A 26600-nucleotide genomic window follows, 5' to 3' on the forward strand; every position below is an offset into this window, starting at 1 on the left:
TGCGCGCCTGTCAATCAGACGGCCGTTCCAGATGGCCGATGCCACCCGAGGCGGCTCGCGTCGCGCCGGGGCGCTAGAATGCAAGCTTGTCCTGAGCGCGCCGCCGAAACGGCGCGCGGCCCAAAACCAACAAGATTCCCATGACGTACTGTGTAGCCATGCGGCTGGATGCCGGCCTGGTATTCCTGTCGGATTCCCGTACCAACGCCGGCGTGGACGCCATTTCCACGGCCCGCAAGATGACCGTGTTCGAAGAGCCGGGCGACCGCGTGATGGTGATGATGACTGCCGGCAACCTCGCCATCAGCCAGTCCGTGCGCCAGTGCCTGGCCGAGGGCCGCGACGAGAAGCGCTCGCTCTGGACCGCACGGGACATGTTCGAGGCCGCCACCATCGTCGGCGATGCCGTGCGCGCCGTGCACAAGCGCGACGCCCATGCGCTGCGCGATGCCGGCATCGAATTTAACGTGAGTCTGGTCTTCGGTGGCCAGATCCGTGGCGAGCGGCCGCGGCTGTTCAATATCTATGCGGCCGGCAACTTCGTCGAATCGACACCGGAAAACTGCTATTTCCAGATTGGCGAGGCCAAGTACGGCAAGCCGATCATCGACCGCGTGGTGTCGCCGTCGCTGCCGCTGGGCGAGGCCGCCAAGTGCGCGCTGATCTCGATGGATTCCACGCTGAAATCGAATATCTCCGTGGGCCTGCCGTTGGACCTGCTGGTCTATGAGGCCGACGCGCTGCGCGTGACCCGCTTCGTCAATATCGACGAACGCAACGCCTACTTCCGCATGATCCGCGACACCTGGGGCCACCGCCTGCGCCAGGTGTTTGGCGAGATCTGCAACCCCGAGTGGGATGCGGCGGAGCCGGCGGAATTCCCGCTCGCGCGCGATGAGGCGGACCGCTGGGGCCAGCCGGTGCGGGCCCGCCGCGAACACTGATCGCCGCCACTGATCGCCGCCACTTATCGCTGCTTCCCCGGCATTCCCACCTCCCAAGACGCCGCATGCGCGACATCCTGCTGTTTTCGCACGCCAACGGCTTTCCGGTGCGCACGTATCGCAAGCTGTTCCGTGCACTGGAAGACGATTTCGATATCCGCGCCGTGGAGCGCTACGGCCATGACCCGAAGTACCCGGTCACGCGCGAGTGGCCCCATCTCGTGGAGGAATTGCTTGACGAGCTGGACCGCGCCACGCGCGACGGCACCGAGCGCCCGGTGTGGCTGGTCGGCCATTCGCTGGGCGGCTTCCTGTCCCTGATGGCCTCGCTGCGCCGGCCTGCCCGGGTGCGCGGGGTGGTCATGCTCGACTCGCCGGTGATTGCCGGCTGGCGCGCCGGGCTGCTGCGTTTTTCGCAGATATTCGGTCTCGACGAGAAGCCGGGCCCGGCGGCCGTGACGAAGAACCGCCGCACCCACTGGCCAGACGCCGAGGCGGTGCGCCATCACTTCCTCTCCAAGAAGAATTTCGCCATTTGGGATCCCGAGGTCCTGAGCGACTACGCCGAGCACGGCACCGAGCCGACCGGCCGTGCCGGCGAGCGGCGGCTGCGCTTCGATCGCGAGGTGGAATACAAGATCTACCGGACCCTGCCAACCAGCCTGGGCCGCAAGGTCTCCCGGGGCGCGCCGGTGCCGGTGGGCTTCGTCGCCGGCACGCGCTCGCGCGAGGTGCGCCAGTGCGGCCTGGGCGCCACGCGCCGGCTGGTGGGCGAGCACCTGCGCTTTATCGAGGGCGGCCATCTCTATCCGATGGAAAAGCCGCTCGAAACCGCCGCGCTGGTGCGTGACCTGATCGGCAAGATCCGGCAGGAATCGCGCTAGGCGACGGTGGGCACGCGGGCAGGGCGGCGCCAACCCGCGCCCGTGCGGCGCATTGGGCGCAAGGAGGCGCAGCGCGGCGCAACCGGGTAGCACCCGGCCCGGTTTCACCCCGGCTGTCACAATTTCCGGGGCCGCGCGGGACGGCCGCTCATGTATAATCCCGATTTCCCCGGCAAGCTCGGTTTATGACCAAATTCGTCTTCGTCACCGGTGGCGTCGTCTCTTCTCTCGGCAAGGGCATCGCTGCTGCTTCGCTCGCGGCCATTCTCGAGTCGCGCGGCCTCAAAGTCACCCTCCTCAAGCTCGATCCCTACATCAACGTCGATCCCGGCACGATGAGCCCCTTCCAGCACGGCGAGGTGTTCGTGACCGAAGATGGCGCGGAAACCGACCTCGACCTGGGGCACTATGAGCGCTTCGTTTCCGCCAAGATGCGGAAATCGAACAACTTCACGACCGGCCAGATCTATGAATCGGTGATCCGCAAGGAACGCCGGGGCGAGTACCTGGGCAAGACCGTGCAGGTCATCCCCCATATCACCAACGAGATCCAGGCATTCGTGGAGCGCGGCGCGGCCGCCTCGCACGAGGGCAAGGCCGACGTGGCGCTGGTGGAAATCGGCGGCACGGTGGGGGATATCGAATCCCTGCCGTTCCTTGAGGCCGCGCGCCAGATGAGCCTGCGCATGGGCCGCAACCATTGTGCCTTCGTGCACCTGACGCTGGTGCCGTTCATCGCCAGCGCGGGCGAGCTGAAGACCAAGCCGACCCAGCACTCGGTGCAGAAGCTGCGCGAAATCGGCATTTCGCCGACGGCGCTGCTGTGCCGCGCGGATCGCCCGATTCCGGACGACGAGCGCGCCAAGATCTCGCTGTTCGCCAATATCCCGCAGGAAGCCGTGATCTCGGTCTGGGATGCCGACAGCATCTACAAGATCCCGCAGATGCTCAACGAGCAGGGCCTGGACCGCCTGATCTGCGAGGAACTGCGCCTGGATCCGAAGCCGGCCGACCTGTCGATGTGGCAGAAGCTGGTCAACGCGCAGGAAAACCCCGAGCACGAAATCACGATCGGCATGGTTGGCAAGTACGTCGACCTGACCGAGTCGTACAAGTCGCTGATCGAGGCGCTGCGCCACGCCGGCATGCATACCGCCACGCGCGTGAACATCGAATACATCGATTCCGAGGAACTGGAATCCGGCCATCTGGAAGTGCTCCAGCCGCTGGACGCCATCCTGGTGCCGGGCGGCTTCGGCAAGCGCGGCACGGAAGGCAAGATCCGCGCGATCCAGTACGCCCGCGAGAACAAGGTGCCGTACCTGGGCATCTGCCTGGGCATGCAGCTGGCCGTGATCGAGTTTGCCCGCCACGTGGCGAACATGGCCGATGCCAACTCGACCGAATTCAACCTCGAAACCGAGCATCCGGTGGTCGCACTGATCACCGAATGGCTGGACCGCGAAGGCAAGGTCGAGCAGCGCTCGGCCGATTCCGACCTCGGCGGCACGATGCGCCTGGGCGCCCAGCGCGTACCGGTGAAGGCCGGCACCAAGGCTGCCCAGATCTATGGCGAAGAAGTGAACGAGCGCCATCGCCATCGTTACGAAGTCAACAATCACTACGTGCCGCAGCTCGAGGGCGCCGGCATGGTGATTTCGGCCCGTACCCCGACGGAAAACCTGCCGGAGATGATGGAGCTGCCCGAGAGCCTGCACCCGTGGTTCGTCGGTGTGCAGTTCCACCCGGAATTCACGTCCACGCCGCGTGACGGCCATCCGCTGTTCAAGGCCTACGTGGAAGCCGCGCTGGCCAGCCAGCAGCGCAAGGGCAAGTCCGCCTGAGCGCGCGCAGAGAAGGAGCAGCCATGAAACTGTGTGGATTCGATGTCGGCCTCGACCAGCCGTTCTTCCTGATTTCCGGGCCGTGCGTGATCGAGTCCGAGCAGATGGCGCTGGACACAGCCGGCCAGCTCAAGGAAATTACCTCGGCGCTGGGCATTCCGTTCATCTACAAGTCGTCGTTCGACAAGGCCAACCGGTCGTCGGGCAAGTCGTTCCGCGGTCTCGGCATGGAAAAGGGTCTTGAGATCCTGGCCACCGTGAAGCGCGAGATCGGCGTGCCGGTGCTCACGGACATCCACGAGATCGACGAGATCAAGCCCGTCGCCGCCGTGGTGGACGTGCTCCAGACGCCGGCCTTCCTGTGCCGCCAGACCGATTTCATCCGCGCCTGCGCCCAGAGCGGCAAGCCGGTGAACATCAAGAAGGGCCAGTTCCTGGCGCCGCACGACATGAAGAACGTGATCGATAAGGCGCGTGATGCGGCCCGTGAGGCTGGTCTGCCCGACGACGTGTTCATGGCCTGCGAGCGCGGTGTCTCCTTCGGCTACAACAACCTGGTCTCGGACATGCGCTCGCTGGCGATCATGCGCGAGACCGCCGCCCCGGTGGTGTTCGACGCCACACACTCGGTGCAGTTGCCGGGCGGGCAGGGCACGAGTTCGGGCGGCCAGCGCGAGTTCGTGCCGGTGTTGTCGCGTGCCGCCGTGGCAACCGGCGTGGCCGGGCTGTTCATGGAAACGCACCCGGACCCGAGCAAGGCGATGTCGGATGGCCCCAACGCCGTGCCGCTGTCGCGCATGAAGGAATTACTGTCGGTCCTGAAGGATCTCGATGCGCTGGTCAAGCGCAGCGGTTTCCTCGAGGACAACTTCAGCTGGCCGGCCTGCGCCTGAGCCAGTGTTGGTCGTGACCGCCCGCGCCTGTCGCGGGCGGAATCGTTTCCGGCCCGCATGGTCCATCCTGCACCGACCGTGACGCGCCGTATCGAAAGACAATACAAAAGATTCGGAGATCGCCCATGGCCGCCGGCTATATCATCGCGTACGTCGACGTGACAGACCCCCAGCAATACGAGCAGTACAAGGTGCTTTCCACGCGCGCCATGCAGGCGCACGGGGCCGAGGTGCTCGTGCGCGGCGGCAAGACCGAGCCGCTCGAGGGGGAATGGGCGCCCACGCGTGTCGTGCTGCTGAAGTTCCCGAGCTATGAGGCCGCCAAGACCTTCTACGCGAGCGAGGAGTACCTGGCCGCGCGGCAGTCGCGCGAGCACGCGGCGAAGATGAACATGATCGTTGTCGAGGGCGCCTGACCATCGTCGGCAACATTTGTCACGGTTGGCGGGCATTCTTGCGCAGTCACCAGATTCAACAGTCCAGAGAGGAAATATGAGTGCAATCGTAGATATCATCGGTCGCGAAGTTCTCGACTCGCGTGGCAACCCCACGGTCGAGTGCGACGTGCTGCTGGAATCCGGCGTGATGGGCCGTGCGGCCGTGCCGTCGGGCGCGTCCACGGGTTCGCGGGAGGCCATCGAGCTGCGTGACGGCGACAAGTCGCGCTACCTGGGCAAGGGCGTGCTGAAGGCCGTCGAGCACATCAACACCGAGATCTCCGAAGCCATCATGGGCCTGGACGCCTCCGAGCAGGCGTTCCTGGACCGCACGCTGATCGAGCTGGACGGCACCGAGAACAAGGGCCGCCTGGGCGCCAACGCCATGCTGGCCGTGTCGATGGCCGTGGCCAAGGCCGCCGCCGAGGAAGCCGGCCTGCCGCTGTACCGCTACTTCGGCGGTTCGGGCGCGATGCAGATGCCGGTGCCGATGATGAACATCGTCAACGGTGGCGCGCACGCCAACAACAGCCTGGACATCCAGGAATTCATGATCATGCCGGTCTCGCAGACCAGCTTCCGTGAAGCCCTGCGCTGCGGCGCCGAGGTGTTCCACGCGCTCAAGAAGATCCTGGCCGACAAGGGCATGTCCACGGCCGTGGGCGACGAAGGCGGTTTCGCGCCGAATTTCTCGTCGAACGAGGAGTGCCTGAACACGGTGGTGCAGGCCATCGAGAAGGCCGGCTACAAGGCGGGCGAGGACGTGCTGCTGGCGCTGGACTGCGCCGCCAGCGAGTTTTACCACGAGGCCGAGGACGTCTACCAGCTGGAAGGCGAGGGCCTGAAGCTGTCGTCGACGCAATTCGCCGACTACCTGGCCAACCTGTGCGACAAGTTCCCGATCGTCTCGATCGAGGACGGCATGGCCGAGGGCGACTGGGAAGGCTGGAAGACGCTGACCGAGAAGCTGGGCGAGCGCGTGCAGCTGGTGGGTGACGACCTGTTCGTGACCAACACGAAGATCCTGAAGGAAGGCATCGAGAAGGGCATCGGCAACTCGATCCTGATCAAGATCAACCAGATCGGCACGCTGACCGAGACCTTCGCCGCCATCGAGATGGCCAAGCGCGCCGGTTACACGGCCGTGATCTCGCACCGCTCGGGCGAGACCGAGGACAGCACGATCGCCGACATCGCGGTGGGCACCAACGCTGGCCAGATCAAGACCGGCTCGCTGTCGCGTTCGGACCGCATCTCGAAGTACAACCAGCTGCTGCGCATCGAGGAAGACCTCGGTGACATCGCTACGTACCCGGGCAAGAGCGCGTTCTACAACCTGCGCTAAGTCCGCGAATCTCCCCCTCCCGCCCCGGGAGCGGGGAGATCTCCCCGCCGCGACACGTTAGTGTTGCAGAGTGTTGCGTTTTTTCAGGCCGATAATTTTGCATTCTTCGGCCGCATAAGGGATCATTGTGGCGGTCGTCGATCTGACGATATCCAATTTGCCCCAATGCGTCTGATTTCCCTGCTGCTGTTCGTGCTGCTGCTCGCCATCCAGTATCCGCTCTGGCTGGGCAAGGGCGGCTGGCTGCGCGTATGGGACCTGAACCGCCAGGTGCAGGAACAGACCACCCACAATCAGGCGCTCAAGCTGCGCAATGCCAAGCTGGAAGGGGAAGTCAGCGACCTCCAGGACGGCACCGGCGCCATCGAGGAACGTGCCCGCTACGAGCTGGGCATGGTGAAGGAGAGCGAGGTGTTCGTGCAGTTCGTGGCCCCGGCCCCGAAGGTCAGCGCCACGCCACCGCTACCGCCGCCGCCGAATTCCGTTGCCGGCAAGGGCGGTCACTGAGCCGGCTGAGCCGGTTGAATCCGAATTGACGCGTTCCGCGGCTTACCACCAGTACGGGTAGCCACCCCAGCCGCCACCCCAGTATCCTGGGCTGCTCACGCCCACGCCGCCGCCCCAGCGACCACCACCCCACCCACCGTAGTACAGACTCCAGCTCGTGTTCGGATAGGCGTATGCCCATGCCTCGGCCTGCTGTTGCCGGGCGATGGCCGCTTCCTGGTCGCGCAGGATCTGCTGGTTTAGTTGCGTCAGCGACTGGCTTTCCTCGGGCGTAATCGGGGCTGGCGGCACGCCGTTGGGCATCAGCCGGGCCGTGGCCGGCGAGCCATTGACGTCGCGCGGCACGGGAGACGCGCAGCCGGCCAGCAGCGCCACGGCCATCATCGCCACAGCGCCTGCCGGCCCGAGGCGGGAACAGAAGGGGCGGGGGCGATGGTCGGCTTGCATGGCGGCTTTCCTCAGGTCATGGAATCCAGGCGGGGGCGACTCGGTGCTCTCAGTGCTGTTGGTGTGCGCCGTCGCCGGCACCGGTGGCCACGGGCGCGGTGAACAGCTGGGCGCTGTCCACGGGGTCGAATTCGTAGCGCTGGCCGCAGAAATCGCAGTGGATCTCCACGTGGCCGCGCTCGGCGATGATGCTTTCCACCTCGGCCTGGCCCAGCGACTGGAGCATGCCCGCCACCTTGGCGCGCGAGCACGAGCACTGGAAATGCGGCGTCATCGGCTCGAAGACACGCAGCCCGGTGGCCTGCAGGTCTTCCCAGAACAGGCGGCGCAGCAGCGTGTCCGGCGACTCCGCCAGCAATTCCTCGTCCTTGAGCGTGGCGCCGAGCTGGCACGCGCGGTCCCAGGTGTCCAGGTCCTGCGCGCGGCCGGCTTCGTCAAGTGGCGCGCCGGTCTCGCCCACTTCCATCGTGCCGCCGTACGACGGCAGCTTCTGCAGCAGCATGCCGGCGGCCACCTGGTCGTTCGAGGCGAGCCACAGGCGCGTGTCGAGCTGCTCGGACGCCTGCATGTAATGTTCCAGCACCGCACCGATCGACGACAGCGGGCCGTGCTCGTCCGACAGCGGCACGATGCCCTGGTAGGCCTGCTGGCCCGGCAGCTTGTCCTGCGGGTCGAGTGTGATCGCGAAGCGGCCCTGGCCGTGCACGTTCACCATCTGCTTGAGCGTGGCGTCGTCGGCAATCGCAGTGTCTTCGGCGATCTTGGCCGTGGCGCGCATCGAGAGGTCCGACAGGCATTCCACCACCAGCATCCGCACCGGGCCGTCGCCATGCAGCTGCATGACCAGCGCCCCGTTGAACTTGAGATTGGCCGACAGCAGCGCCGCGGCCGCCATCATCTCGCCCAGCAGGCGCCGCACCGGCGCCGGATAGGCATGGCGGTTGAGCACCTCTTGCCAGGTGGCCTCCATGCGAACCAGTTCGCCGCGCACCGGGGCGGCGTCGAACAGGAATTTCTGGAGGGTGTCGGGATTCGAGGTTGCGGTCACGTTCGTCATCTATCTAGCAGTAAGGCGCGGGTTGCAGGCGCGCGGGCGGGGCCGCGCGCCGGTATGTCATCAGTCGATGCGCTTCAGGTCGGTCTTGTACATCGCCTGGCGCTTCGCGTAGGTCTCGGCGTTGCGGTAGAGGTTCGCCACGTCGGCATCGGTCAGCTCGCGCACGACCTTGGCCGGCGCGCCCAGGATCAGCGAGCGGTCCGGGAACACTTTGCCCTCGGTCACCACGGCGCCGGCGCCGACCAGGCATTCCTTGCCGATCACGGCACGGTTCAGCACCACGGCCTGGATGCCGATCAGCGATCCTTCGCCCACCGTGCAGCCGTGCAGCATGGCCTGATGGCCGACGGACACCTTGTCGCCCAGCGTCAGCGGCGCGCCCGGATCGGTATGGAGCACGGAGCCTTCCTGGATGTTGGTGTCCGCGCCTACCACGATCGGTTCATTGTCGCCACGGATCACCACGCCCGGCCAGGCACTCGCGCGCGCCTTGAGCGTCACGTTGCCGATGATGGTGGCTTCGGCGGCCACGTAGGCATCGCTGTGGATGGTCGGGGCGAGGTCGCCGATCTGGTAAAGCGCCATGGGGTCTCCTGTGTCCTGCCTGAGGCAGTGGGGCTGGTAAGGCAATCCGGTGTAATTGGGGATGGCCGCCGGGATTAAAAGAGCATTGAAGGGCGCGCGCACCCCGGGAAGCGGGGCGTGGCGACACGCTGCGACGCTCTACAATGGCGACTCCCCGGAATTTTACGCCTATGCCAGTCACCGCACCCGCCGCCGGCCTTGATTTGCCGCATGCCCGCCTGCCGCGCCACCGCGCGCTGGAAGTGCTATGCATGACCGATGCCAGGGCGAAGGCCGATGCAGCCCGGGCGCTGTTCGAGGCCGTGGTGGTGGCAGAAGCGGCCGGGCAGGGCATTGGCGATGCGGATACGGCACTCGCCCCCGCTGCCGGCGTGGCCCTGCCGGGCCGGCCCGCGCGCCCGGAACTGGTGCCGCCCCAGAAGGTGGAGCGCCGCCGCTCGCTGCGCACCCCGGCGGGGCGGGCGGCGATGATCCACGCGCTGTGCCATATCGAATTCAACGCGATCAACCTCGCGCTGGACGCCGCGTGGCGCTTTGCCGGCATGCCGCCGCGCTTCTATCGCGACTGGCTCCAGGTGGCGAGCGAGGAGGCCCTGCATTTCTCGCTGCTGGCCGACCACCTGGCCACGCTGGGCGCCGAATATGGCGACTTCCCGGCGCATAACAGCCTGTGGGAGATGTGCGACAAGACCGCCGGCGACGTGCTGGCGCGCATGGCACTGGTGCCGCGCACGCTCGAAGCGCGGGGGCTGGACGCCTCGCCGCCGGTGCGGGCCAAGCTGGCCGAGGCCGGCGACGAGGCCGCCGCCGCCATCATCGACATCATCCTGCGCGACGAAGTGGGGCACGTGGCCATCGGCAACCACTGGTACCGCTGGCTGTGCGCGCAGCGCGGGCTGGACCCGGTGCCGACCTACGCCGCGCTGGCCGACCAGTACCGCGCACCCCGGCTGCGCGGCCCGTTCAACCTCGACGCCCGCCGCGCGGCGGGGTTCGACGAGGACGAACTGGCCTGGCTGGAAGCCTCAGCCGGCTGAGGTGGGCGCCGGCGCGCCGCCGGCCGCTTTCGTTTTCTCCGTAGCTTTCTCCTGTTCCTGCAGCCGCAGCACCCGCCGCTGGATCTTGCCGGTGGTCGTCATCGGCAGTTGATCGATAAATTCAATCGCTTTGGGGTATTCATAGGGGGCCAGCTGCCCCCGCACGTGCTGCTGCAACTCGGCGATCAGCGCGGCGTCGTTGTCGAACGAGCGCGCCACGGCGGGCGTGAGCACGATGAACGCCTTGACGATGGCCCCGCGCTCGGGGTCCGGCGACGGCACCACGGCGCAGTTCGACACCGCCGGGTGCTTGAGCAGGCAGTTCTCGATCTCGCTCGGCCCGATGCGGTAGCCGGACGACTTGAACACGTCGTCCGCCCGGCCCTGGTACCAGAGATAACCGTCCGCATCCATGCGGGCGAGGTCGCCCGTGCGGCACCAGCGCAGGCCGTCCAGTTCGGTGTACTTGCCCGCTGTGGCAGCCTCGTTCTTCCAGTAGCCCAGGAAGAAGACCGGGTCCGGATGCCCGTGGATGTCGGTGGCGCAGACCGCCACCTCGCCGTCTTCGTCCGGCGGGCAGAGGCGGCCCTCGTCGTCGATCACCGCCACGCGGTGGCCCGGGTAGGGGCGGCCCATCGAGCCCGGCCGCGCCGGCCAGCCGAGCCGGTTGTCGTCGTTCTGCGCGGTGCAGTTGCCGACGATGTAGTTGATCTCGGTCTGGCCGAACATCTCGTTGACGATGACCCCGAGCGCGTCGCGGCACCACGAGAACACGGTCTCGCCCACGGCTTCGCCTGCGCTCATGATGGCGCGCAGCTTGAGTTGGTAGCGCGCGAACGGGTCCGGGCACGCCTTCATCATCTGCTTGAGCGCGGTGGGGAACAGGAAGGTGTTGGTCACGCCATAGCGTTCGAGCAATTCGAAGGCACGTTCGGCGGAGAACCGGCCCTGATAGCCGACGATGGGCTTGCCGAAGTACAGCGCCGGCATCAGCGCATCCCACAGGCCGCCGGTCCAGGCCCAGTCGGCGGGGCTCCAGAACACATCGTCGTCCTGCGGGTACCAGTTCTGCGAGCAGACGAAGCCGGTCAGGTTGCCGATCAGCGCCCGGTGCGGAATCAGCGCGCCCTTGGGTGGCCCGGTGGTGCCGCTGGTGTAGATCAGCACGGCGGCTTCGTCGGCCTTGGTCTGCTCGGCGGTGAAGGTGGGTAGCTGCGCGGCCAGCAGGGCGTCCCAGTCCAGGTCGCCCCGGCCCGTGGCGGCGCCGGCGCCGATCACGGTGCGCAGGGTGGGGCAGTCCGGGCGGGCGGCGAGCAGGTTGTCGATGGCGGTCTCGTCGGCAATCGCCACGCGGGTTTCGCTGTGGTCGATGCGGTACGAGAGCGCTTCCGGGCCGAACAGCATCGACAGCGGCATGGCCACGGCGCCCAGCTGGTAGGCCGCCATGCCGGCGATCACGGTTTCGATGCGCTGGGGCATGACGATGGCCACGCGGTCGCCCCGGCCCACGCCCAGCTCGCGCAGCGCGCGGGAGAGCCGGTTGGCCTCGGCCTGGATATGGGCGTACGTGTAGGCGTCGCGGCGCCCGTCCTCGTGCTCGGTGTAGACCGCCACGCGGTCCATGGTGGCCGGATCTCGGGCCCAGCGGCCGCAGCAGACGTCGGCCAGGTTGAAGTGCTCGGACACGTTCCAGTGGAACGCGTCATGTAGCGCGCGATAGTCGTCGCGGCGCGTGGCCGGCAAGGCGGTCATCCGGTTGTCTCCGATGTTTTTGCGGCGTCAGGCCGGGCGGATCGCTATAATCGGCCAGGCGAACGATCGTTCTATTTTTATCCAGGCTGCCGCGTGGCCCCCCTCCGCCCCGTGCCCGAGAAGACCTGGCAATACAAGAGACAGAAGGGTAGAGACACCATGACCATCACGGAAACCTCGCGTTCCGAATTTATCACGCTGCGCGGGCTGCGCACGCACGTTCGCCACTGGGGCACGCCCGGCGCGCCCAAGCTGTTCATGCTGCATGGCTGGATGGACGTGGCCGCGTCGTTCCAGTTCCTTGTCGATGCGCTGGAGCGCGACTGGCACGTAATTGCCATGGACTGGCGCGGGTTTGGCGAGACCGACCTGCCGACGCGCTATCCGGGCACCACGTCGTACTGGTTCCCGGACTACGTGGCCGACCTCGAGGCGCTGCTCGACCATTACCAGCCCGAGGGGCAGGTGGATCTGGTGGGCCACAGCATGGGCGCCAACGTGGTCTGTATCTATGCAGGGGTGCGCCCGCAGCGGGTGCGGCGCGTGGTGGATCTGGAGGGCTTCGGCCTGACCCGCACCCGGCCGGACCAGGCGCCGGGCCGGCTGGCGCGCTGGCTGGACGAACTGCGCGCGCAGCCGGAATTGCGCACCTACGAGAGCGAGGCCGCCGTGGCGGCGCGCCTGCAGAAGACCAATCCGCGCCTGCCCGACGACCGCGCCGCCTTCCTGGCCGCGCACTGGTCGCGCCGCAACGCCGGGGGCCGGTGGGAGATCCTGGGCGACGCGGCCCACAAGCTGACCAATCCCACGCTGTATCGGATCGACGAAATCATGGCGATCTGGGCCAAGGTGGAAGCGCCGGTGCTGCACGTGGAGGCACGCGACTCCGCCACCCTCCAGCACATCGCCCACAAGCAGCCGCTGGACGAATTCCGAGAGCGCTTCCGCGCCTTCCCGGACTTCCGTGAAGTGACCGTGGACGACGCCGGGCACATGCTCCACCACGACCAGCCGCAGGTGGTGGCGCGGCTGATCGAGGCATTTCTCGCTGAATGACGCGTTGGGATGACGCCTTACGCGTGCGTGAGCTTCTCCTTGAGCGCGGCGTTGTTGCTGGTGTGCACATGCACCAGCGACTTCTGCGGGTTGGCGTAGTGGTACGCCTTGCGCAGCGCGAGCGCGGCCTCATGGAAGCCGGAGAGGATCAGCTTTTGCTTGTTCGGATAGAAGCAGATGTCGCCGGCGGCGAAGATGCCGCGGCGCGAGCTTTCATAAGTGGTGGTATCCACCACGATGCGGCCTGCGCGCATGTCCATGTCCCACTGGGCGATCGGCCCCGGCTCGGACACCAGCCCGTACAGGGCCACGAGTTCGTCGGCGGGCAGCGTCTGCTCGCCGTCGCGGGTCTTGATCGTCGCGGCGGTCAGCTTGCCGCCACCATCGCCGTCATCGGTCTGCAGGCTGCCGAGCATGCCGACGACGAAGTCCATCTCGCCGGCCGCCACGGCCGCGCGCATCGACGCCACGGTGTGGTCGGCGGCGCGAAAGCCCTCGCGCCGGTGCAGCAGCGTCACGCGCCCGGCCACCTTGCGCAGTGCGAGCGCCCAGTCGAGCGCCGAATCGCCGCCGCCCGCCACGATCACACGGCGGCCGGCAAAGCGCGAGGTGTCGCGCACGGCGTAGTGCAGATGCCGGTCTTCGAGCGCGGCGGCCTCGGGCAGCGCCACGCGTTGCGGCGCGAAGGCCCCGGCGCCGGCGCAGACCAGCACTGCCGCCACGTCGAAGCGTTTGCCGGCGTCGGTGGTGACCAGGAGGCGCGGATGGCCGTCGGCGCCGGCGTGCTCGCTGACGCTGTCGGCGCGCTGGCTGAAGTGCATCGGGAACGCGAACGGCGCGCATTGCTCCATGAGCCGGTCCACGAGGTCCTGCGCCAGACAGCCTGGCACGGCCGGAATGTCGTAGATCGGCTTCTCCGGGTACAGCTCGGTGCACTGGCCGCCGGCCCGGTCGAGCACGTCGATCAGCTCGCATTTAAGCCCCAGCACGCCGGCCTGGAACGCGGCGAACAGGCCAACCGGCCCGGCGCCGACGATCAGCACATCGGTCTGCGTGGTTTCCTGGGGGGCGAGCGGGGAGGACGTGGCGGGCGTGGAAGACATGATCGAGGCAGGTGCGCGGCGGGCGCCAGGTGGCGCGCGGCGCATGGGGGAGCGGAACAAGGCCCCATCATACCTTGCGTGCCATGGGAATCCGGGCACGCCACCGTTGGCGGCAGGGCTAAAAGACCCTGCCAGGAGTAGAATGATCGCCATGCAAAACCCGCACGCCATCAACGCCGATCTGCACTGCCATTCCACCGTGTCCGACGGGATGCTCGCGCCACGTGACGTGGCGGCGCGCGCCCATGCCGGTGGCGTGGCCTTCTGGGCGTTGACGGACCACGACGAGGTGGGCGGCCAGCGCGAGGCGCGCGACGCCGCCGAGGCGCTGGGCATGCGCTACGTGCCCGGCGTGGAGATTTCGGTCACCTGGGCCGGCCAGACCGTGCACATCGTGGGGCTCCAGATCGATCCGTTCCATCCGGGCCTGATCGACGGCCTGGCCCGGACCCGCGACGGCCGCGCCCGCCGCGCCCAGGACATCGGCGAGGCGCTGGCCAAGGTCGGCATCCAGGATGCCTATGCCGGCGCGCTGCGCTATGTCGGCAATCCGGACCTGATCTCGCGCACCCATTTCGCGCGTTGGCTGGTGGATGAAGGCTATTGCGCGACCATCAGCGACGTATTCAGCGAATATCTGTCCGATGGCCGTCCCGGCTTCGTGCCGCACCGCTGGTCGAGGCTGGCGGAGGCGGTCGGCTGGATCCGTGACGCCGGCGGCATTGCCGTGATGGCCCACCCGGGCCGCTACAACTACACGGCCACCCAGCACAACGCGCTATTCGACGAATTCACCCAACTGGGGGGGCGCGCCGTGGAGGTCGTGACCGGCAGCCACACGCCCGACCAGTTCCGCCGCTATGCCGATGTGGCGCGCCACTATGGCCTGATGGCCTCGCGCGGATCTGATTTCCATGGCCCCGGCGAGGGCCGGGTCGAGATCGGCACGCTGCCGCCGCTGCCGTCGGACGTCACCCCGGTCTGGCACGACTGGTAGCCGCCCGCTCGCCCCGTCTTTCGCCCCCGACAATCCCTGAATGTCCCAGTACTTCGAGATTCACCCGGTCAACCCGCAGCCGCGCCTGATCAAGCAGGCCGCGCAGATCCTGCGCCAGGGCGGGCTGATCGCGCTGCCAACCGACTCCAGCTACGCGCTGGCCTGCCCGCTCGACGACAAGACGGCCGTGGAGCGCCTGCGCCGGCTGCGCGGCATCGACGACAAGCACCATCTGACCCTGATGTGCAGCGACCTGTCCGAGCTGGGCAACTTCGCGCGCGTGGATAACAGGCAGTACCGCTGGATCAAGGGCGCCACGCCCGGGCCGTACGTGTTCATTCTCGAGGCGACCAAGGAAGTGCCGCGCCGGCTGTCGCATCCGGCCCGCAAGACCATCGGCGTGCGCGTGCCGGACCATGCTGTGCCGCTGGCGCTGCTGGCCGAACTGGGCCAGCCGATGATCTCGGCCACGCTCCAGATGCCCGGCGACGACGAGCCCATGAACGATCCGGCTGAAATCCGCGCCCGGCTGGAGAAGCAGCTGGACCTGGTGGTGGACGGCGGCCCGGCGCCGGCGCAGCCGACCACGGTAATCGACCTGAGCGGCGGCGAGCCGGAACTGGTGCGGCTGGGCCGGGGCGATGTGGAGCGCTTCGGACTGTCCGCCACGCTTTGAAAATCGGCCACGCTTTGACACAAACCGGACAGCCTGCGGGCGCCATTGCACGGATAGAATAGGGCACATGGATTCCTCGCTCATCCAGACCGTTGCGGTCTACGCCCTGCCAGTCCTGTTCGCCATCACGCTGCACGAGGCCGCCCACGGCTATGTGGCGCGCTTTTTCGGCGACGACACGGCCTACCGGCTCGGCCGCGTCAGCCTGAACCCGATCCGGCATATCGACCCGATCGGCACGGTGGCGGTGCCGCTGCTGCTGTATTTCCTCACTGCCGGGCAGTTCGTGTTCGGCTTCGCCAAGCCGGTTCCCGTCATATTCAGCCACCTGCGCAACCCGCGCTGGCATGGCATGTGGGTGGCGCTGGCCGGCCCGGCCAGCAACCTGGCGCAGGCATTCATCTGGGCGCTGGTGGTGATCGGGCTGGCCTGGGCGCAGGTCCAGGAGCCGTTCTGGGGCCAGATGGCGCGCGCCGGGGTGATCGTGAACGTGGTCGTGGCCGCCTTCAACCTGTTTCCGATTCCGCCGCTGGACGGCGGGCGCGTGCTGACCGCCTTCCTGCCTCAGCGCATGGCGGCCGCCGTCAGCCGCATCGAGCCGTACGGCATCTTCGTGGTGCTGGCGCTGGTGGCGGCGGGCGTGATCACGCGGGTCTGGATGCAGCCGGTGATGAACCTGCTGCTGTCGGTGGTCGAGCTGATGCTCCGGCCGATCATCCTGTTGCTGCAATAAGCTGCCATGACGCTCGCGCATGCGCCACTGGGCGCACCTTCGTCGTGGGTGACCCGCTGGGCCCACCTGATCCGGCCGGGCGGCCGTGTGCTCGACCTGGCTTGCGGCAGCGGGCGCCACGCGGCCTGGCTGGCGGGGCAGGGGTTTGCCGTGCTGGCCGTGGACCGTGACGCCGAGGCTGTGGCGGGGCTGCCCGCCGGCGTGTCCGGCCGGGTGGCCGATCTCGAGCAGGGCGGTTGGCCGCTGGCGGACCTGACCGACGGGGCGCCGCTGGACGCCATCGTGGTCACCAACTACCTGCACCGCCCCCTCTGGCCGCACCTGCTGGCGGCGCTGGCGCCGGCCGGGGTGCTGATCTATGAAACATTTGCAATTGGTAACGAAACCGTTGGCAAGCCGTCCCGGCCAGACTTCCTGCTGAAGCCGGGCGAACTGCTCGATGTGGCGCGCGGCGCCCTGCGGGTGGTGGGGTACGAGGACGGTGTGGTGGAAGTGCCGAAAACGGCGTTCGTCCAGCGGATATGTGCTGTGCGCGAGCCTGCGGGCGGCGCGCCGGGCACCGCGCCACCACGCTACGGGCTGCCGGCGCGGCCCTAGGCTGGCCGGTCGGGCGGTATGCCCGGCCCCATGTCAGCGCGCAGGGCGCTTCACACGTTGAAAATCCTGATGTTTTCCCTCACCCCGGGGGAGTCCGGAGCGGCTGACGGTTCCGGTACAATCCCGGATATTCGATTTCCCGAGTTTCCTTAAGCTATGACACAGATTACCGGCAGCATCGTGGCCATCGTCACCCCGATGCATGAGGATGGCAGCCTGGACTACCCCGCGCTGCGCGCCCTCATCGACTGGCATGCGGCGGAAGGCACCGATGGCATCGTGATCGTGGGCACCACGGGCGAGTCCCCGACCGTCAACGTGGAAGAGCATTGCGAGCTGATCCGCGTGGCCGTGGAGCAGTCCAACAAGCGCATCCCGATCATCGCCGGTACGGGCGGCAATTCCACGAGCGAAGCCATCGAGCTGACCGCCTTCGCCAAGAAGGTAGGCGCCGATGCGTCGCTGCAGGTGGTGCCGTACTACAACAAGCCGACGCAGGAAGGCATGTACCGCCATTTCCGCACGATCGCGGAAGCGGTGGACCTGCCGGTGCTGCTGTACAACGTGCCGGGCCGCACCGTGGCCGACATGACCAACGACACCATCCTGCGCCTGGCGCAGGTGCCTGGCATCGTTGGCGTGAAGGAGGCCACGGGCAACATCGACCGGGCCGCGCAACTGATCAAGGATGCGCCGGAACACTTCGCGATCTACAGCGGCGACGATCCCACCGCGGTGGCGCTGATCCTGCTGGGCGGCCACGGCAATATTTCCGTGACGGCCAACGTGGCGCCGCGCAAGATGCACGAGATGTGCGTGGCGGCACGCAACGGCGATGTGGTGACCGCACGCCGCCTGCACATGGAAATGATCGAGCTGAACCGCGCGATGTTCGTCGAGGCCAACCCGATCCCCGTGAAGTGGGCGCTGCAACAGATGGGCAAGATGGCCGGCGGTATCCGCCTGCCGCTGACCCCGCTGGCCGAAGCGCAGCACGAGACCGTGCGCCGCGCGCTGGCCAACGCCGGCCTGCTCGCCTGACCATAACCATACCGGCTGAACCTTGGCGTATCGCCGCCTTCTTGAAACCAGGATTACGTGTCAATGAAACAGAAGCTTAACCGTCGCGGCGCGACGCAAGTCCGCCGTGCCGCCATGGTCGCGCCCGTGCTGGCCCTGACCCTGATCGCCGGCTGCAGCAGCATCAACGAGGCCATGCAGCCGGACAAGATCGACTACAAGTCCCAGGGCAAGAAGACGGCATCGCTGGATATTCCGCCGGACCTGACCAAACTCGACGGCGAGCGCCGCTACACGGTGCCCGATGCCTCCGGCACGTCCACGCTCTCGAACTACACCCAGGCCAACGCCGGCCGTGCCCGCGAGGCCAGCCCGACCGACAATGTACTGCCGGGCGCCCAGGGCGTGCGCATGGAGCGCGATGGCAACCAGCGCTGGCTCGTGATCAGCAACGGCATGCGTGCCGACCAGCTCTGGCAGACCCTGCGCGGCTTCTGGCAGGAGAGCGGTTTCCTGCTGGTGCAGGACTCGCCCGAGACCGGCATCATGGAAACGGACTGGGCCGAGAACCGCGCCAAGATTCCGCAAGACATCATCCGCAACACCATCGGCAAGGTGTTCGACGGCCTGTACTCGACGTCAGAGCGCGACAAGTTCCGCACGCGTGTGGAACGTTCGCAGAACGGCCAGCTCGAGGTGTTCATCAGCCATCGCGGCGCGCAGGAACAGCTGACCGGCGTGGACAAGACCAGCACGGTCTGGACCCCGCGCCCGGCCGATCCTGAGCTGGAAGCCGAATTCCTGTCGCGCCTGGCCCAGCGCCTGGGCGTGCAGAAGGAACAGGCCGACCGCATGGCCAAGAACCCGACGCCGGCCGGCATCGGTACGAATGACGCCACCGCGACCACCGCGGGAGCCGCCGCGCCCGCGGTGGGTACCGCCGCCGCCACGGGCATCGGCGCCGCCGCAGCCACCGGCACACCGTCGGCCGACAGCAGCAAGTCGTTCCTGTCGCAGGTCAACGGCGCTCCGGCGCTGCAACTGCCGGAGCCGTTCGACCGCGCCTGGCGCTCGGTCGGCCTGTCGTTGGATCGCGTGAACTTCACGGTGGAAGACCGTGACCGTGCCCAGGGCCTGTACTACGTGCGCTATGTGGATCCGCGTACCAGCGTGGACGATCGCGGCTTCTTCTCCAAGCTGTTTACGAAGCCGAACGACGGCAAGACGGCCAAGAAGTACCGCGTGGCGCTCAAGGGCAACGGTACCGGCACCACGGTCACCGTGCTGAACGACGCCGGCCAGCCGGAGAACACCGAAATCGGCAAGAAAATCCTGTCGCTGCTGGACGAGCAACTGCACTGATGGGTCTTTGTCGCAGTCAGACGGTCCCGACGGCTCCGGCCGTCGGGAACCACCCCGAGCGAGCGCATCGATGATGCGCTTTGCTTTTTTGGGCAGTGGCAGCGAGGGTAACTCGCTGCTGATCGAGGCCGTCGACGGCACCACGGTGACCCGTGTGCTGCTTGACTGCGGGTTTGGCATCCGCGAGACCGCACGCCGGCTCGAGCGGCTCGGCGTTACGCCGGACCAGCTCGACGCCGTGCTGGTCACGCACGAGCATGGCGACCACGTGGGCTCGGCCTACGCTTTCGCCGCGCGCCACAAGCTTCCCGTTCATACCAGTCACGGTACCTGGCTCGCCACCGCGCACATGCGCGGCGCCGATGTGGCCGATGTACGCGTGTGCTGCGCCGACCACGCGTTCTCGGTAGGCGGCCTGCAGATTCTGCCGTACACGGTGCCGCACGATGCCCGCGAGCCGCTCCAGTTCGTGCTGACCGATGGCAACGCGCGGCTTGGTGTGCTGACGGATGCCGGCATGGAGACGCCGTACGTCACGGCGCGGCTGGCCGGGGTGGATGCGCTTGTCCTGGAGTGCAACCACGACCGCGAGATGCTGCAGAATTCGGCGTATCCGTATTCGCTGAAACGCCGTATCGGCGGGGATTTCGGGCACCTGGCCAATGAAGTGGCGGCAGCGATCCTGTCGCAGGTGGCGCATGCGGGTCTGTCACGCGTCGTGGCCGCCCATTTGAGTAAGCAGAACAATACGCGGGCGCTGGCCTCGGGGGCGCTTGCGGCTGTGTTGGGGGTGATGCCGGACGACATCCTGATTGCGGATCAGGAGGAGGGGTTGGGATGGCAACCGGTCCGCGGCATGTGATTCAAGATTATCTGATGCCGGAACGGTGCTGAAGCCGAGAGGATGCGCCCGACTACCGGGCGCGCCGCGAGTAAATCGCGGGCAATAAAAAAGCCGACCCGAAGGTCGGCTTTTTATCGGAGTAATCCGATTACTGCTTGGCAGCCGGGGCCGAAGCGTCAGCGGCCGGAGCCGAAGCGTCAGCAGCCGGGGCAGCGGCCGGAGCCGATGCGTCAGCAGCCGGAGCAGCAGCGGCCGGAGCCGATGCGTCAGCAGCCGGAGCCGTGGCAGCCGGAGCAGCCGTGTCAGCGGCCGGAGCGGCAGCTTCTTCCTTCTTGCCGCAAGCGGCCAGGGCAACAGCTGCCAGCAGGGATGCGATCAGGAGAGACTTCTTCATTTTTCGTCCTTTAACTTTTAATTACTGAAAACAGGCGATGAATAATTACCGGTAATTATCGCTCTTGAACTGCAAATTTGAGGCTCTCCCGGGTGCCGACAATGCAGTGGTACACAGTACTAGCCAGCGGGCGATTATATCCGCGTTTCCCCTGCTTGTGTACAGTCGAAATTTGCTGGTTCTCTTTGTTACGCATTATTACACGCGTACAGGCGCAATCTGCAACCAGCCTTCGAGCGTCCAGTCGTGGAATGTGTCCATCAAGTCGGGTAGCGCGGCACATGCACTGACCTCCTCAGCCGTGAGATGGCGGTGGTCCGCCAGCCGACGCAGCCATTTCGCCAGGGATGCCGGCGGTTCGTAGGCCTCGCCGTTGAGGAAGAAATGCGTGCGGTCATAGAGCGCGATGGAACCTGGAGCAAGGACCACGCCATGCGCCTGGGCCAGCTTCGTGTACTTGCGCAGCGGAATCTCCTCGACCTCGGCGAACATCACGGATTGCTTCGGCTCGGACAGGTGCGAGCCGAGGAATTCGGACACCATGGCGCCGTTCCATTTCATCGCCTGGAGCCGCTCGGCTACCGCGCGCCCCAGTCCGGCCGGCATCTGGGCCGGATGCGCCGTGGCGGTCTCGCCGGCGTCCGCATAGCGGCCGTCGAGGCCCTCGTTGCCTTCCACGGTCTCCGACAGCCATGCGAGGAAGTGGCCGGCCAGCTCCCGGTAGGCAGGGGCGCGGAAGCCGATGGATGCGGTCATGCATTCGCCCTCGGCCACGCCGTCGTGCGCGTACTGCGGCGGCAGATACAGCATGTCGCCTGGTTCCAGCACCCATTCCTCCTCGGCCGTGAAATCCGACAGGATCTTCAGCGGCATGTCGGGAATCAGGTCGAGCCTGGTTTGTGACGAAATGCGCCAGCGGCGTCGGCCCGATACTTGCAAGAGGAAGACATCATAGGAATCGAAGTGCGGACCCACGCCACCGCCGTCCGTGGCGTAGCTGATCATCACGTCGTCGAGCCGCGCGTCGGGCACGAAACGGAACTGGCTCATCAGGTCGGCCGCGGCCTGGTCGTGCAGGTTGACGCCCTGCACCAGCAGCGTCCACTTGCTGGTCTTGCGCGACGGGAGGTTGTCCTCGGCAAACGGGCCGTGCTCGAGCTTCCAACGGTTGCGAAAGTACGACACCAGGCGAGACTCCACGTCCTCGCGGTCGGCCAGATCAAAAAGCGCTTCACGCGACACAGGCGGCACGATTCCGGGCACAGCCTGTCGAATCAGCAAAGGTTTGCGGTGCCAGATCTCGCGCATGAACACGGCGGGTGTCATGCCCCCGAGCAGCGTGAGCGGCGCGTCGGGATCGATGGGGCCCGCAGGCAAGGCCTGCGCGTATAATGCGGAATCGCTCATGGAGTCAAGAATTGAAAATCGCTAAGAACACGGTGGTGTCCGTGGTGTACAAGCTGTCGGACGCGCAGGGCAATCTGATCGAAGAGTCGGATGAGCCCATGGTCTATTTGCACGGCGGGTATGATGGCACGTTCCCGAAGATCGAGGAAGCGTTGGACGGCCACGACGCCGGCTTTGAGACCCAGCTGCAGCTGGAACCCGATGAGGCGTTCGGCGACTACGACGCCGACCTCGTGAAGGTGGAGCCGCGCAATCGCTTTCCGGAGCCGCTGGAAGTCGGCATGCAGTTCGAGGGTGTGCCCGAGGACGGCGACGACGAAGACTCCATCATCTACACGATCACTGATGTGGCCGAAGACAAGGTGGTGCTTGACGGCAACCATCCGCTCGCCGGCATGGCGCTGCGTTTCTGGCTGAAGGTGTCGGAAGTGCGCGAGGCGACCAGCGAGGAAGTCGAGCACGGCCACGCCCACGGTGCCTCGGGCATCGAAGTGGTGGATGAGGACGAGGACGGCGATGACAGCCCTCGCACGCTCCACTGATCTTCCCAAACAATTGAGCGATGCGTGAGCCCGTCCGCAAGGCGGGCCGCAGTGCTGCGATGGGGTCGTCGCAGGAAAACGAAAAAGCCGGCACTTGCCGGCTTTTTCTTTGGTCCTGGGGCTCGTAGTAACTTTGCTTTTCGTTTCCGCCGAGCTTCCGCTCAGTTGCCTTTCACCCCGTCCCGCAGCTTCACCTGGAATACTGCCCGCGACCCCGGCGACACGGTCAACTCGGTCCAGCGCGACGGCGATCCCACCGGCAGGGCCACCCGCGTGACATTTGACATGGCCTTGCCCGCCGCGTCCCGCAGTGGCTTGTCCACGCTGAAACCGCTGTCGCTCGCATGGACGAGCAACACCTGGCCCTTGTACTTGCCAGCCAGCTCACGCAATTGACGCTTGAACTCCAGATAGCCATCACGCGTGCCGCGCCGCAGGAAGCCGTCGAGCAGCGTCGGCTTGCCGCGCTTCTCCCAGCCATTGCCGAACATTGGGTCGGCATGGCCCACCACGACCACGCCGTCGAGGTCGCGCTGCTCGGCCAGCGAGAACGCACGGGAGAGCCATTGTCGATTGGCTTCGCGCCGGTCTTCGAATTCGCCGTTGCGGCCACCCTCGGTGCGGTAATGGTTGTTGTCGCCGGGCAGGTTCATGCCGACGATCAGCACGTTGCCCAGCACCATGCGGGCATTTTCCCGGTAGCTGCGGAACATGGCCTGATCCGACTGGCGTGTGACCGGCAGCGTACGGCGCCCGAGCGTGGCGTCCACCGGGAAGTACAGTTCCCGCAACCGGTTCAGCCGCTCCACCGCGTCGAACTCGCCGTTCACCGGTTTCTGGCACTCGGCCCAGTCGTTCTCGCCCGGCACATAGAGCAGCGGAAGTGGCGCATCGTCCAGCACGCGCTGGCGCACGTTCAGCACGGCATCGCCACACGATTCGGTATCCCCCTTGATGCCGCCAGCATGGACGATCAGCGCCATCTGCTGGTTCGCCATGAGATCGAACAGTGCGGCCGTGTCGGCCTCGGCCGCCGGCCATTGCGGCACATCGGCGATCAGGGCGATCCGCACGGGCTGCGCCGCTGCCGATGGGGGGGGCGCGACGCGGCCGGTCCGTGCCGCGTGGGCGAGCCCGGGCGCGGCAAATGCCGTCCAGCAAACCGCGGCCACCACCATGTGCCGCCACGCCCGCCGGTGTGCCGTCATACGGAGTGCTTGCTCTCCGCCAGCGCCTTGAGTCGGTACAACGCATCGAGTGCGTCGCGCGGCGTCAGGCTGTCGGGGTCGATGTCGGCCAGCGCGTCGAGTGCCTCCAGGGCGGCTGCATTGACCGCCGAGTGCGCGGCGCCGCCTTCCCCATCCGCTGCCTCCTCCTCGTCCGGCGGCGCAGCAGGCGCGGCGAACAGGTCTAGCTGCGGCGTGGGCGTGGCATCGGCGGATTGCTGTTCCAGCCAGGCCAGATGCTTGCGCGCGGCACGGATCACGGGCTGCGGCACGCCGGCCAGCTGAGCCACCTGCAAGCCATAGCTCTGGCTCGCCGGTCCGTCCTGCACGGCGTGCAGGAATACGATGCCGTCGCCGTGTTCCACGGCGGACAGATGCACGTTGGCCGCCTGCGCGAACTCTTGCGGCAACTGCGTCAGCTCGAAATAGTGCGTGGCAAACAGCGTATGGCTGCGGTTGTGCGAGAGCAGGTGACGGGCGATGGCCCAGGCCAGCGCCAGCCCGTCGAACGTCGAGGTGCCCCGGCCGATCTCATCCATCAGCACCAGGCTGGACGGCGTGGCGTGGTGCAGGATCCCGGCCGCCTCGGTCATTTCCACCATGAACGTGGAGCGGCCACCGGCCAGGTCGTCCGCCGCGCCGATCCGCGTGAAGATGCGGTCGACCGGGCCGATCACGGCGCGCCGCGCCGGCACCCAGGCACCCACGCAGGCCAGCAGCACAATCAGTGCGGTCTGGCGCATGAACGTCGACTTACCGCCCATGTTCGGGCCGGTGATCAGCAGGAGCTTGCGCGCCTCGGTCAACTGGCAATCGTTGGGAATGAACTCGGTCGAATCGGCGGCCAGCTGGCCCTCGACCACCGGGTGGCGGCCCTGCACGATGTCGATCACGTTCTCGCTCACGCGCTCGGGCTGGACCCAGTCGAGCGTGCGGGCCCGTTCGGCAAGCGCCGCCAGGACATCGAGCCGACCCAGCGCGCCGGCCACGCGTTGCAGGGCGGCGATATGGGGCAGCAGGGCCTGGAGCAGCGCCTCGTAGAGAACCTTTTCACGTGCCAGTGCGCGGTCCTGCGCGGACAGCGCCTTGTCCTCGAAGGACTTCAGTTCCGGCGTGATATAGCGTTCGGCGTTCTTGAGCGTCTGGCGCCGGCGGTAGTCGTCGGGCACCTTGTCCGCCTGGCCATTCGTTACCTCTATATAGAAGCCATGCACGCGGTTGTATTCCACGCGCAGGTTGGCGATGCCCGTACGCGAGCGCTCGCGTGCCTCAAGGTCGATCAGGAACTGGCCACAGTTCTCGGAAATGTCTCGTAGTTCGTCCAGATCTGCATCGTAGCCGCGTGCGATCACGCCACCATCGCGCAGCACCGTGGACGGCTCCTCGGCGACGGCGCGCACCAGCAGGTCAAGGCAGTCCTCGGGAATTTCCAGGTCGTCGAGGGTCTGCGCCAGCAGCGGGGCGTCGTCGGCCAGCGTCACGGTGGCGCGCACGTCGGGCAGCGCGCGCAGGGTGTCGCGCAGCGACGACAGGTCCCGGGGCCGTGCGGTCAGCAGGGCGAGGCGCGACGTGATGCGCTCGACGTCAGCCAGCCGGCGCAGGTTGGCACGCAGCGCATCCGGGTCCTGGGCGATCAGCGCGCCGATGGCCTGCTGGCGCGCACGCGGCAGCGCGGGGTCGCGCAACGGGTGATGAAGCCAGTGGCGCAGCGCCCGGCTGCCCATCGCCGTGGCGCAGGTGTCCAGCAGCGAGAACAGCGTCGGCGACTCGCCGCCGCGCAGCGTTTCCGTCAGTTCCAGGTTGCGTCGCGTGGCCGAATCGAGGCCGACGAATTCCGACTCCCGTTCGACGGTCACGCCCTGCACGTGCCGCAGCGACTGGCCCTGGGTGGCCGCCGCGTAGTTCAGCAGCGCGCCGGCCGCGCCCAACGCCGCGCCGAGTCCTGCGCAGCCGAACGGCTCCAGGCTTGCCACGCCGATCTGCTCGCGCAGCCGGCGCGTGCCGGCGTCCTGGTCGAAGTGCCATTCCGGCAGTCGCGTCCGCGCGCAGGTCAGCGCCGGCAGGTCGATGCCATCGGCAAACAGCAGTTCGGCGGGGCGGATCCGTTCGAGTTCGCGGCCCAGTTGCGCCGCCTCGCACTCCATCAGCCGCAGCTCGCCGCTGGCGAGGTTCAGCCAGGCGAGGCCGGTCTTGCTGATGCCGCGCCGCGTGGTCTGCTGGTGCACGGCCATCAGGAACGTGTCGACCTTGTCCGGCAGCAGCGCGGCGTCGGTCAGCGTGCCGGGGGTGACGATGCGGACCACCTTGCGCTCCACCGGGCCCTTGCTCGCGGCCGGATCGCCGATCTGCTCGCAGATCGCCACCGACTCGCCCAGCTTGACGAGCTTGATCAGGTACTGGTCGACCGAATGGAACGGGATGCCGGCCATGCGGATCGGCACGCCGCCGGACTGTCCGCGCGACGTCAGCGTGATGTCCAGCAGCCGCGCGGCCTTCTCGGCGTCGTCATGGAACAGCTCGTAGAAGTCGCCCATCCGATAGAACAGCAGCGTGTCCGGATGATCCGCCTTGATGCGGAGGTACTGCTGCATCATCGGCGTGTGCTTCTCGGGTGCGCCGCGCTTCGCGGCGGACTTGGTGTCCGGCGCGGCGGTGGTGTCTCCAGGCGCCGCCTCGGCGGACGTCTCTGGCGTGGCAGGCACGTCAGGGATGGGGCCGAGGGCGTCCCCGGCATCACGATCGGCGGAAAGGGCTTCTACGGACATGCATTCCTCTCGGGCGGCCACGGGCGGCCGCCGGTATATCGATTGCCGTCAGGCGGATTGCCTCCGCCACGGCACAAAGCGGCATTTTACTGCCTGCCCGTGCCCGCACCTTGAGGCAAATTCTGAAAATGCGTGAGAAATGTTCT

Annotated in this window: 26 protein-coding genes; 17 read left to right on the forward strand and 9 right to left on the reverse strand. The window is 67.0% G+C overall.

Annotation, left to right across the window (positions count from 1 at the left end; all coding sequences use genetic code 11):
- The first annotated feature begins 140 nt into the window (after nucleotides 1–140).
- From AB4120_RS06550 to ftsB, 7 genes are all read left to right on the forward strand, one after another.
- Nucleotides 141–944: a peptidase gene (locus AB4120_RS06550; RefSeq protein WP_186296751.1), complete on the forward strand. Its 804-nt coding sequence runs from the start codon at nucleotides 141–143 to the stop codon at nucleotides 942–944.
- Nucleotides 945–1009: 65 nt separating this feature from the next.
- Complete coding sequence (locus AB4120_RS06555; protein WP_441642043.1) at nucleotides 1010–1828, forward strand: alpha/beta fold hydrolase; 819 nt, start codon at nucleotides 1010–1012, stop codon at nucleotides 1826–1828.
- Nucleotides 1829–2013: 185 nt separating this feature from the next.
- A complete protein-coding gene (locus tag AB4120_RS06560) occupies nucleotides 2014–3672 on the forward strand; it encodes a CTP synthase (protein ID WP_149136326.1) in 1659 nt (552 codons plus the stop codon).
- Nucleotides 3673–3695: 23 nt separating this feature from the next.
- Entirely contained in the window at nucleotides 3696–4565 is an 870-nt protein-coding gene (kdsA, locus tag AB4120_RS06565) for a 3-deoxy-8-phosphooctulonate synthase (RefSeq protein WP_144196050.1), read from the forward strand.
- Nucleotides 4566–4690: 125 nt separating this feature from the next.
- Nucleotides 4691–4981 carry a DUF1330 domain-containing protein gene (locus AB4120_RS06570; RefSeq protein ID WP_144196048.1) on the forward strand — a complete coding sequence of 97 codons (291 nt, stop codon included), beginning with the start codon at nucleotides 4691–4693 and terminating at the stop codon, nucleotides 4979–4981.
- Between the two features lie 76 nt (nucleotides 4982–5057).
- Nucleotides 5058–6347, forward strand: a complete 1290-nt coding sequence (gene eno, locus AB4120_RS06575; protein WP_144196046.1) for a phosphopyruvate hydratase — start codon at nucleotides 5058–5060, stop codon at nucleotides 6345–6347.
- A 165-nt stretch (nucleotides 6348–6512) separates the two neighbouring features.
- Nucleotides 6513–6854 (forward strand): cell division protein FtsB, encoded by a 342-nt coding sequence (gene ftsB, locus AB4120_RS06580; protein ID WP_092292635.1) that lies wholly within the window; start codon nucleotides 6513–6515, stop codon nucleotides 6852–6854.
- 42 nt (nucleotides 6855–6896) lie between these two features.
- Here the strand turns inward: ftsB and AB4120_RS06585 are convergent, their stop codons facing one another.
- The 3 genes from AB4120_RS06585 to AB4120_RS06595 all read right to left on the reverse strand — a co-directional run bounded on the left by AB4120_RS06585 (nucleotide 6897) and on the right by AB4120_RS06595 (nucleotide 8943).
- On the reverse strand, nucleotides 6897–7238 hold the full coding sequence (locus AB4120_RS06585; protein ID WP_441642106.1) for a hypothetical protein: 342 nt from the start codon (nucleotides 7236–7238) through the stop codon (nucleotides 6897–6899).
- A gap of 112 nt (nucleotides 7239–7350) precedes the next feature.
- Nucleotides 7351–8358 carry an Hsp33 family molecular chaperone HslO gene (gene hslO / locus AB4120_RS06590; RefSeq protein ID WP_186296750.1) on the reverse strand — a complete coding sequence of 336 codons (1008 nt, stop codon included), beginning with the start codon at nucleotides 8356–8358 and terminating at the stop codon, nucleotides 7351–7353.
- A gap of 60 nt (nucleotides 8359–8418) precedes the next feature.
- A complete protein-coding gene (locus tag AB4120_RS06595; RefSeq protein WP_149136324.1) occupies nucleotides 8419–8943 on the reverse strand; it encodes a gamma carbonic anhydrase family protein in 525 nt (174 codons plus the stop codon).
- A gap of 170 nt (nucleotides 8944–9113) precedes the next feature.
- On the opposite strand from AB4120_RS06595, the gene AB4120_RS06600 reads away from it, so the two are divergent.
- The gene (locus tag AB4120_RS06600) at nucleotides 9114–9980 is read left to right on the forward strand and encodes a ferritin-like domain-containing protein (RefSeq protein WP_149136323.1); all 867 of its coding nucleotides are present in this window, start codon (nucleotides 9114–9116) and stop codon (nucleotides 9978–9980) included.
- Here the strand turns inward: AB4120_RS06600 and AB4120_RS06605 are convergent.
- A complete protein-coding gene (locus AB4120_RS06605) occupies nucleotides 9969–11732 on the reverse strand; it encodes an acyl-CoA synthetase (RefSeq protein ID WP_441642044.1) in 1764 nt (587 codons plus the stop codon). The two genes, AB4120_RS06600 and AB4120_RS06605, sit on opposite strands and share 12 nt — an antisense overlap.
- Before the next feature lie 159 nt (nucleotides 11733–11891).
- Between AB4120_RS06605 and AB4120_RS06610 the strand changes: the two genes are divergently transcribed.
- Nucleotides 11892–12788: an alpha/beta fold hydrolase gene (locus tag AB4120_RS06610; RefSeq protein ID WP_149136321.1), complete on the forward strand. Its 897-nt coding sequence runs from the start codon at nucleotides 11892–11894 to the stop codon at nucleotides 12786–12788.
- Between the two features lie 17 nt (nucleotides 12789–12805).
- Here the strand turns inward: AB4120_RS06610 and AB4120_RS06615 are convergent, their stop codons facing one another.
- Nucleotides 12806–13891: an NAD(P)/FAD-dependent oxidoreductase gene (locus tag AB4120_RS06615; RefSeq protein ID WP_149136320.1), complete on the reverse strand. Its 1086-nt coding sequence runs from the start codon at nucleotides 13889–13891 to the stop codon at nucleotides 12806–12808.
- A gap of 151 nt (nucleotides 13892–14042) precedes the next feature.
- Here AB4120_RS06615 and AB4120_RS06620 point away from each other — a divergent pair, with 151 nt between their 5' ends.
- The 7 genes from AB4120_RS06620 to AB4120_RS06650 all read left to right on the forward strand — a co-directional run bounded on the left by AB4120_RS06620 (nucleotide 14043) and on the right by AB4120_RS06650 (nucleotide 20138).
- Entirely contained in the window at nucleotides 14043–14888 is an 846-nt protein-coding gene (locus AB4120_RS06620) for a 3',5'-nucleoside bisphosphate phosphatase (protein ID WP_441642107.1), read from the forward strand.
- Between the two features lie 40 nt (nucleotides 14889–14928).
- A complete protein-coding gene (locus AB4120_RS06625) occupies nucleotides 14929–15564 on the forward strand; it encodes an L-threonylcarbamoyladenylate synthase (RefSeq protein WP_149136319.1) in 636 nt (211 codons plus the stop codon).
- A gap of 67 nt (nucleotides 15565–15631) precedes the next feature.
- The gene (locus AB4120_RS06630) at nucleotides 15632–16297 is read left to right on the forward strand and encodes a site-2 protease family protein (protein WP_149136318.1); all 666 of its coding nucleotides are present in this window, start codon (nucleotides 15632–15634) and stop codon (nucleotides 16295–16297) included.
- A 6-nt stretch (nucleotides 16298–16303) separates the two neighbouring features.
- Nucleotides 16304–16894 carry a class I SAM-dependent methyltransferase gene (locus tag AB4120_RS06635; protein WP_149136317.1) on the forward strand — a complete coding sequence of 197 codons (591 nt, stop codon included), beginning with the start codon at nucleotides 16304–16306 and terminating at the stop codon, nucleotides 16892–16894.
- A 156-nt stretch (nucleotides 16895–17050) separates the two neighbouring features.
- Nucleotides 17051–17935, forward strand: coding sequence for a 4-hydroxy-tetrahydrodipicolinate synthase (gene dapA, locus AB4120_RS06640; protein ID WP_144196026.1), 885 nt, complete (start codon nucleotides 17051–17053; stop codon nucleotides 17933–17935).
- A 63-nt stretch (nucleotides 17936–17998) separates the two neighbouring features.
- Nucleotides 17999–19276, forward strand: coding sequence for an outer membrane protein assembly factor BamC (bamC, locus tag AB4120_RS06645; protein WP_441642045.1), 1278 nt, complete (start codon nucleotides 17999–18001; stop codon nucleotides 19274–19276).
- A gap of 70 nt (nucleotides 19277–19346) precedes the next feature.
- Nucleotides 19347–20138, forward strand: coding sequence for an MBL fold metallo-hydrolase (locus AB4120_RS06650; RefSeq protein WP_149136314.1), 792 nt, complete (start codon nucleotides 19347–19349; stop codon nucleotides 20136–20138).
- A gap of 130 nt (nucleotides 20139–20268) precedes the next feature.
- On the opposite strand, the gene AB4120_RS06655 is transcribed toward AB4120_RS06650, so the two are convergent.
- Both AB4120_RS06655 and AB4120_RS06660 read right to left on the reverse strand, forming a co-directional pair.
- Entirely contained in the window at nucleotides 20269–20514 is a 246-nt protein-coding gene (locus AB4120_RS06655; protein ID WP_144196019.1) for a hypothetical protein, read from the reverse strand.
- A 198-nt stretch (nucleotides 20515–20712) separates the two neighbouring features.
- Nucleotides 20713–21921, reverse strand: a complete 1209-nt coding sequence (locus AB4120_RS06660; RefSeq protein WP_187645167.1) for a ribosomal protein uL16 3-hydroxylase — start codon at nucleotides 21919–21921, stop codon at nucleotides 20713–20715.
- Between the two features lie 11 nt (nucleotides 21922–21932).
- Between AB4120_RS06660 and AB4120_RS06665 the strand changes: the two genes are divergently transcribed.
- Entirely contained in the window at nucleotides 21933–22463 is a 531-nt protein-coding gene (locus AB4120_RS06665) for an FKBP-type peptidyl-prolyl cis-trans isomerase (protein WP_144196017.1), read from the forward strand.
- Between the two features lie 161 nt (nucleotides 22464–22624).
- On the opposite strand, the gene AB4120_RS06670 is transcribed toward AB4120_RS06665, so the two are convergent.
- Together AB4120_RS06670 and mutS are read right to left on the reverse strand one after the other, a co-directional pair.
- Nucleotides 22625–23671: a hypothetical protein gene (locus AB4120_RS06670; protein ID WP_149136313.1), complete on the reverse strand. Its 1047-nt coding sequence runs from the start codon at nucleotides 23669–23671 to the stop codon at nucleotides 22625–22627.
- On the reverse strand, nucleotides 23668–26283 hold the full coding sequence (gene mutS, locus AB4120_RS06675; protein WP_149137558.1) for a DNA mismatch repair protein MutS: 2616 nt from the start codon (nucleotides 26281–26283) through the stop codon (nucleotides 23668–23670). Before mutS ends, AB4120_RS06670 begins: the two co-directional genes overlap by 4 nt.
- Nucleotides 26284–26600: the final 317 nt, after the last annotated feature.

Origin of the sequence: Cupriavidus sp. 2KB_3 (assembly GCF_052115685.1) — a bacterium.
Taxonomy (GTDB): Bacteria; Pseudomonadota; Gammaproteobacteria; order Burkholderiales; family Burkholderiaceae; genus Cupriavidus; species Cupriavidus campinensis.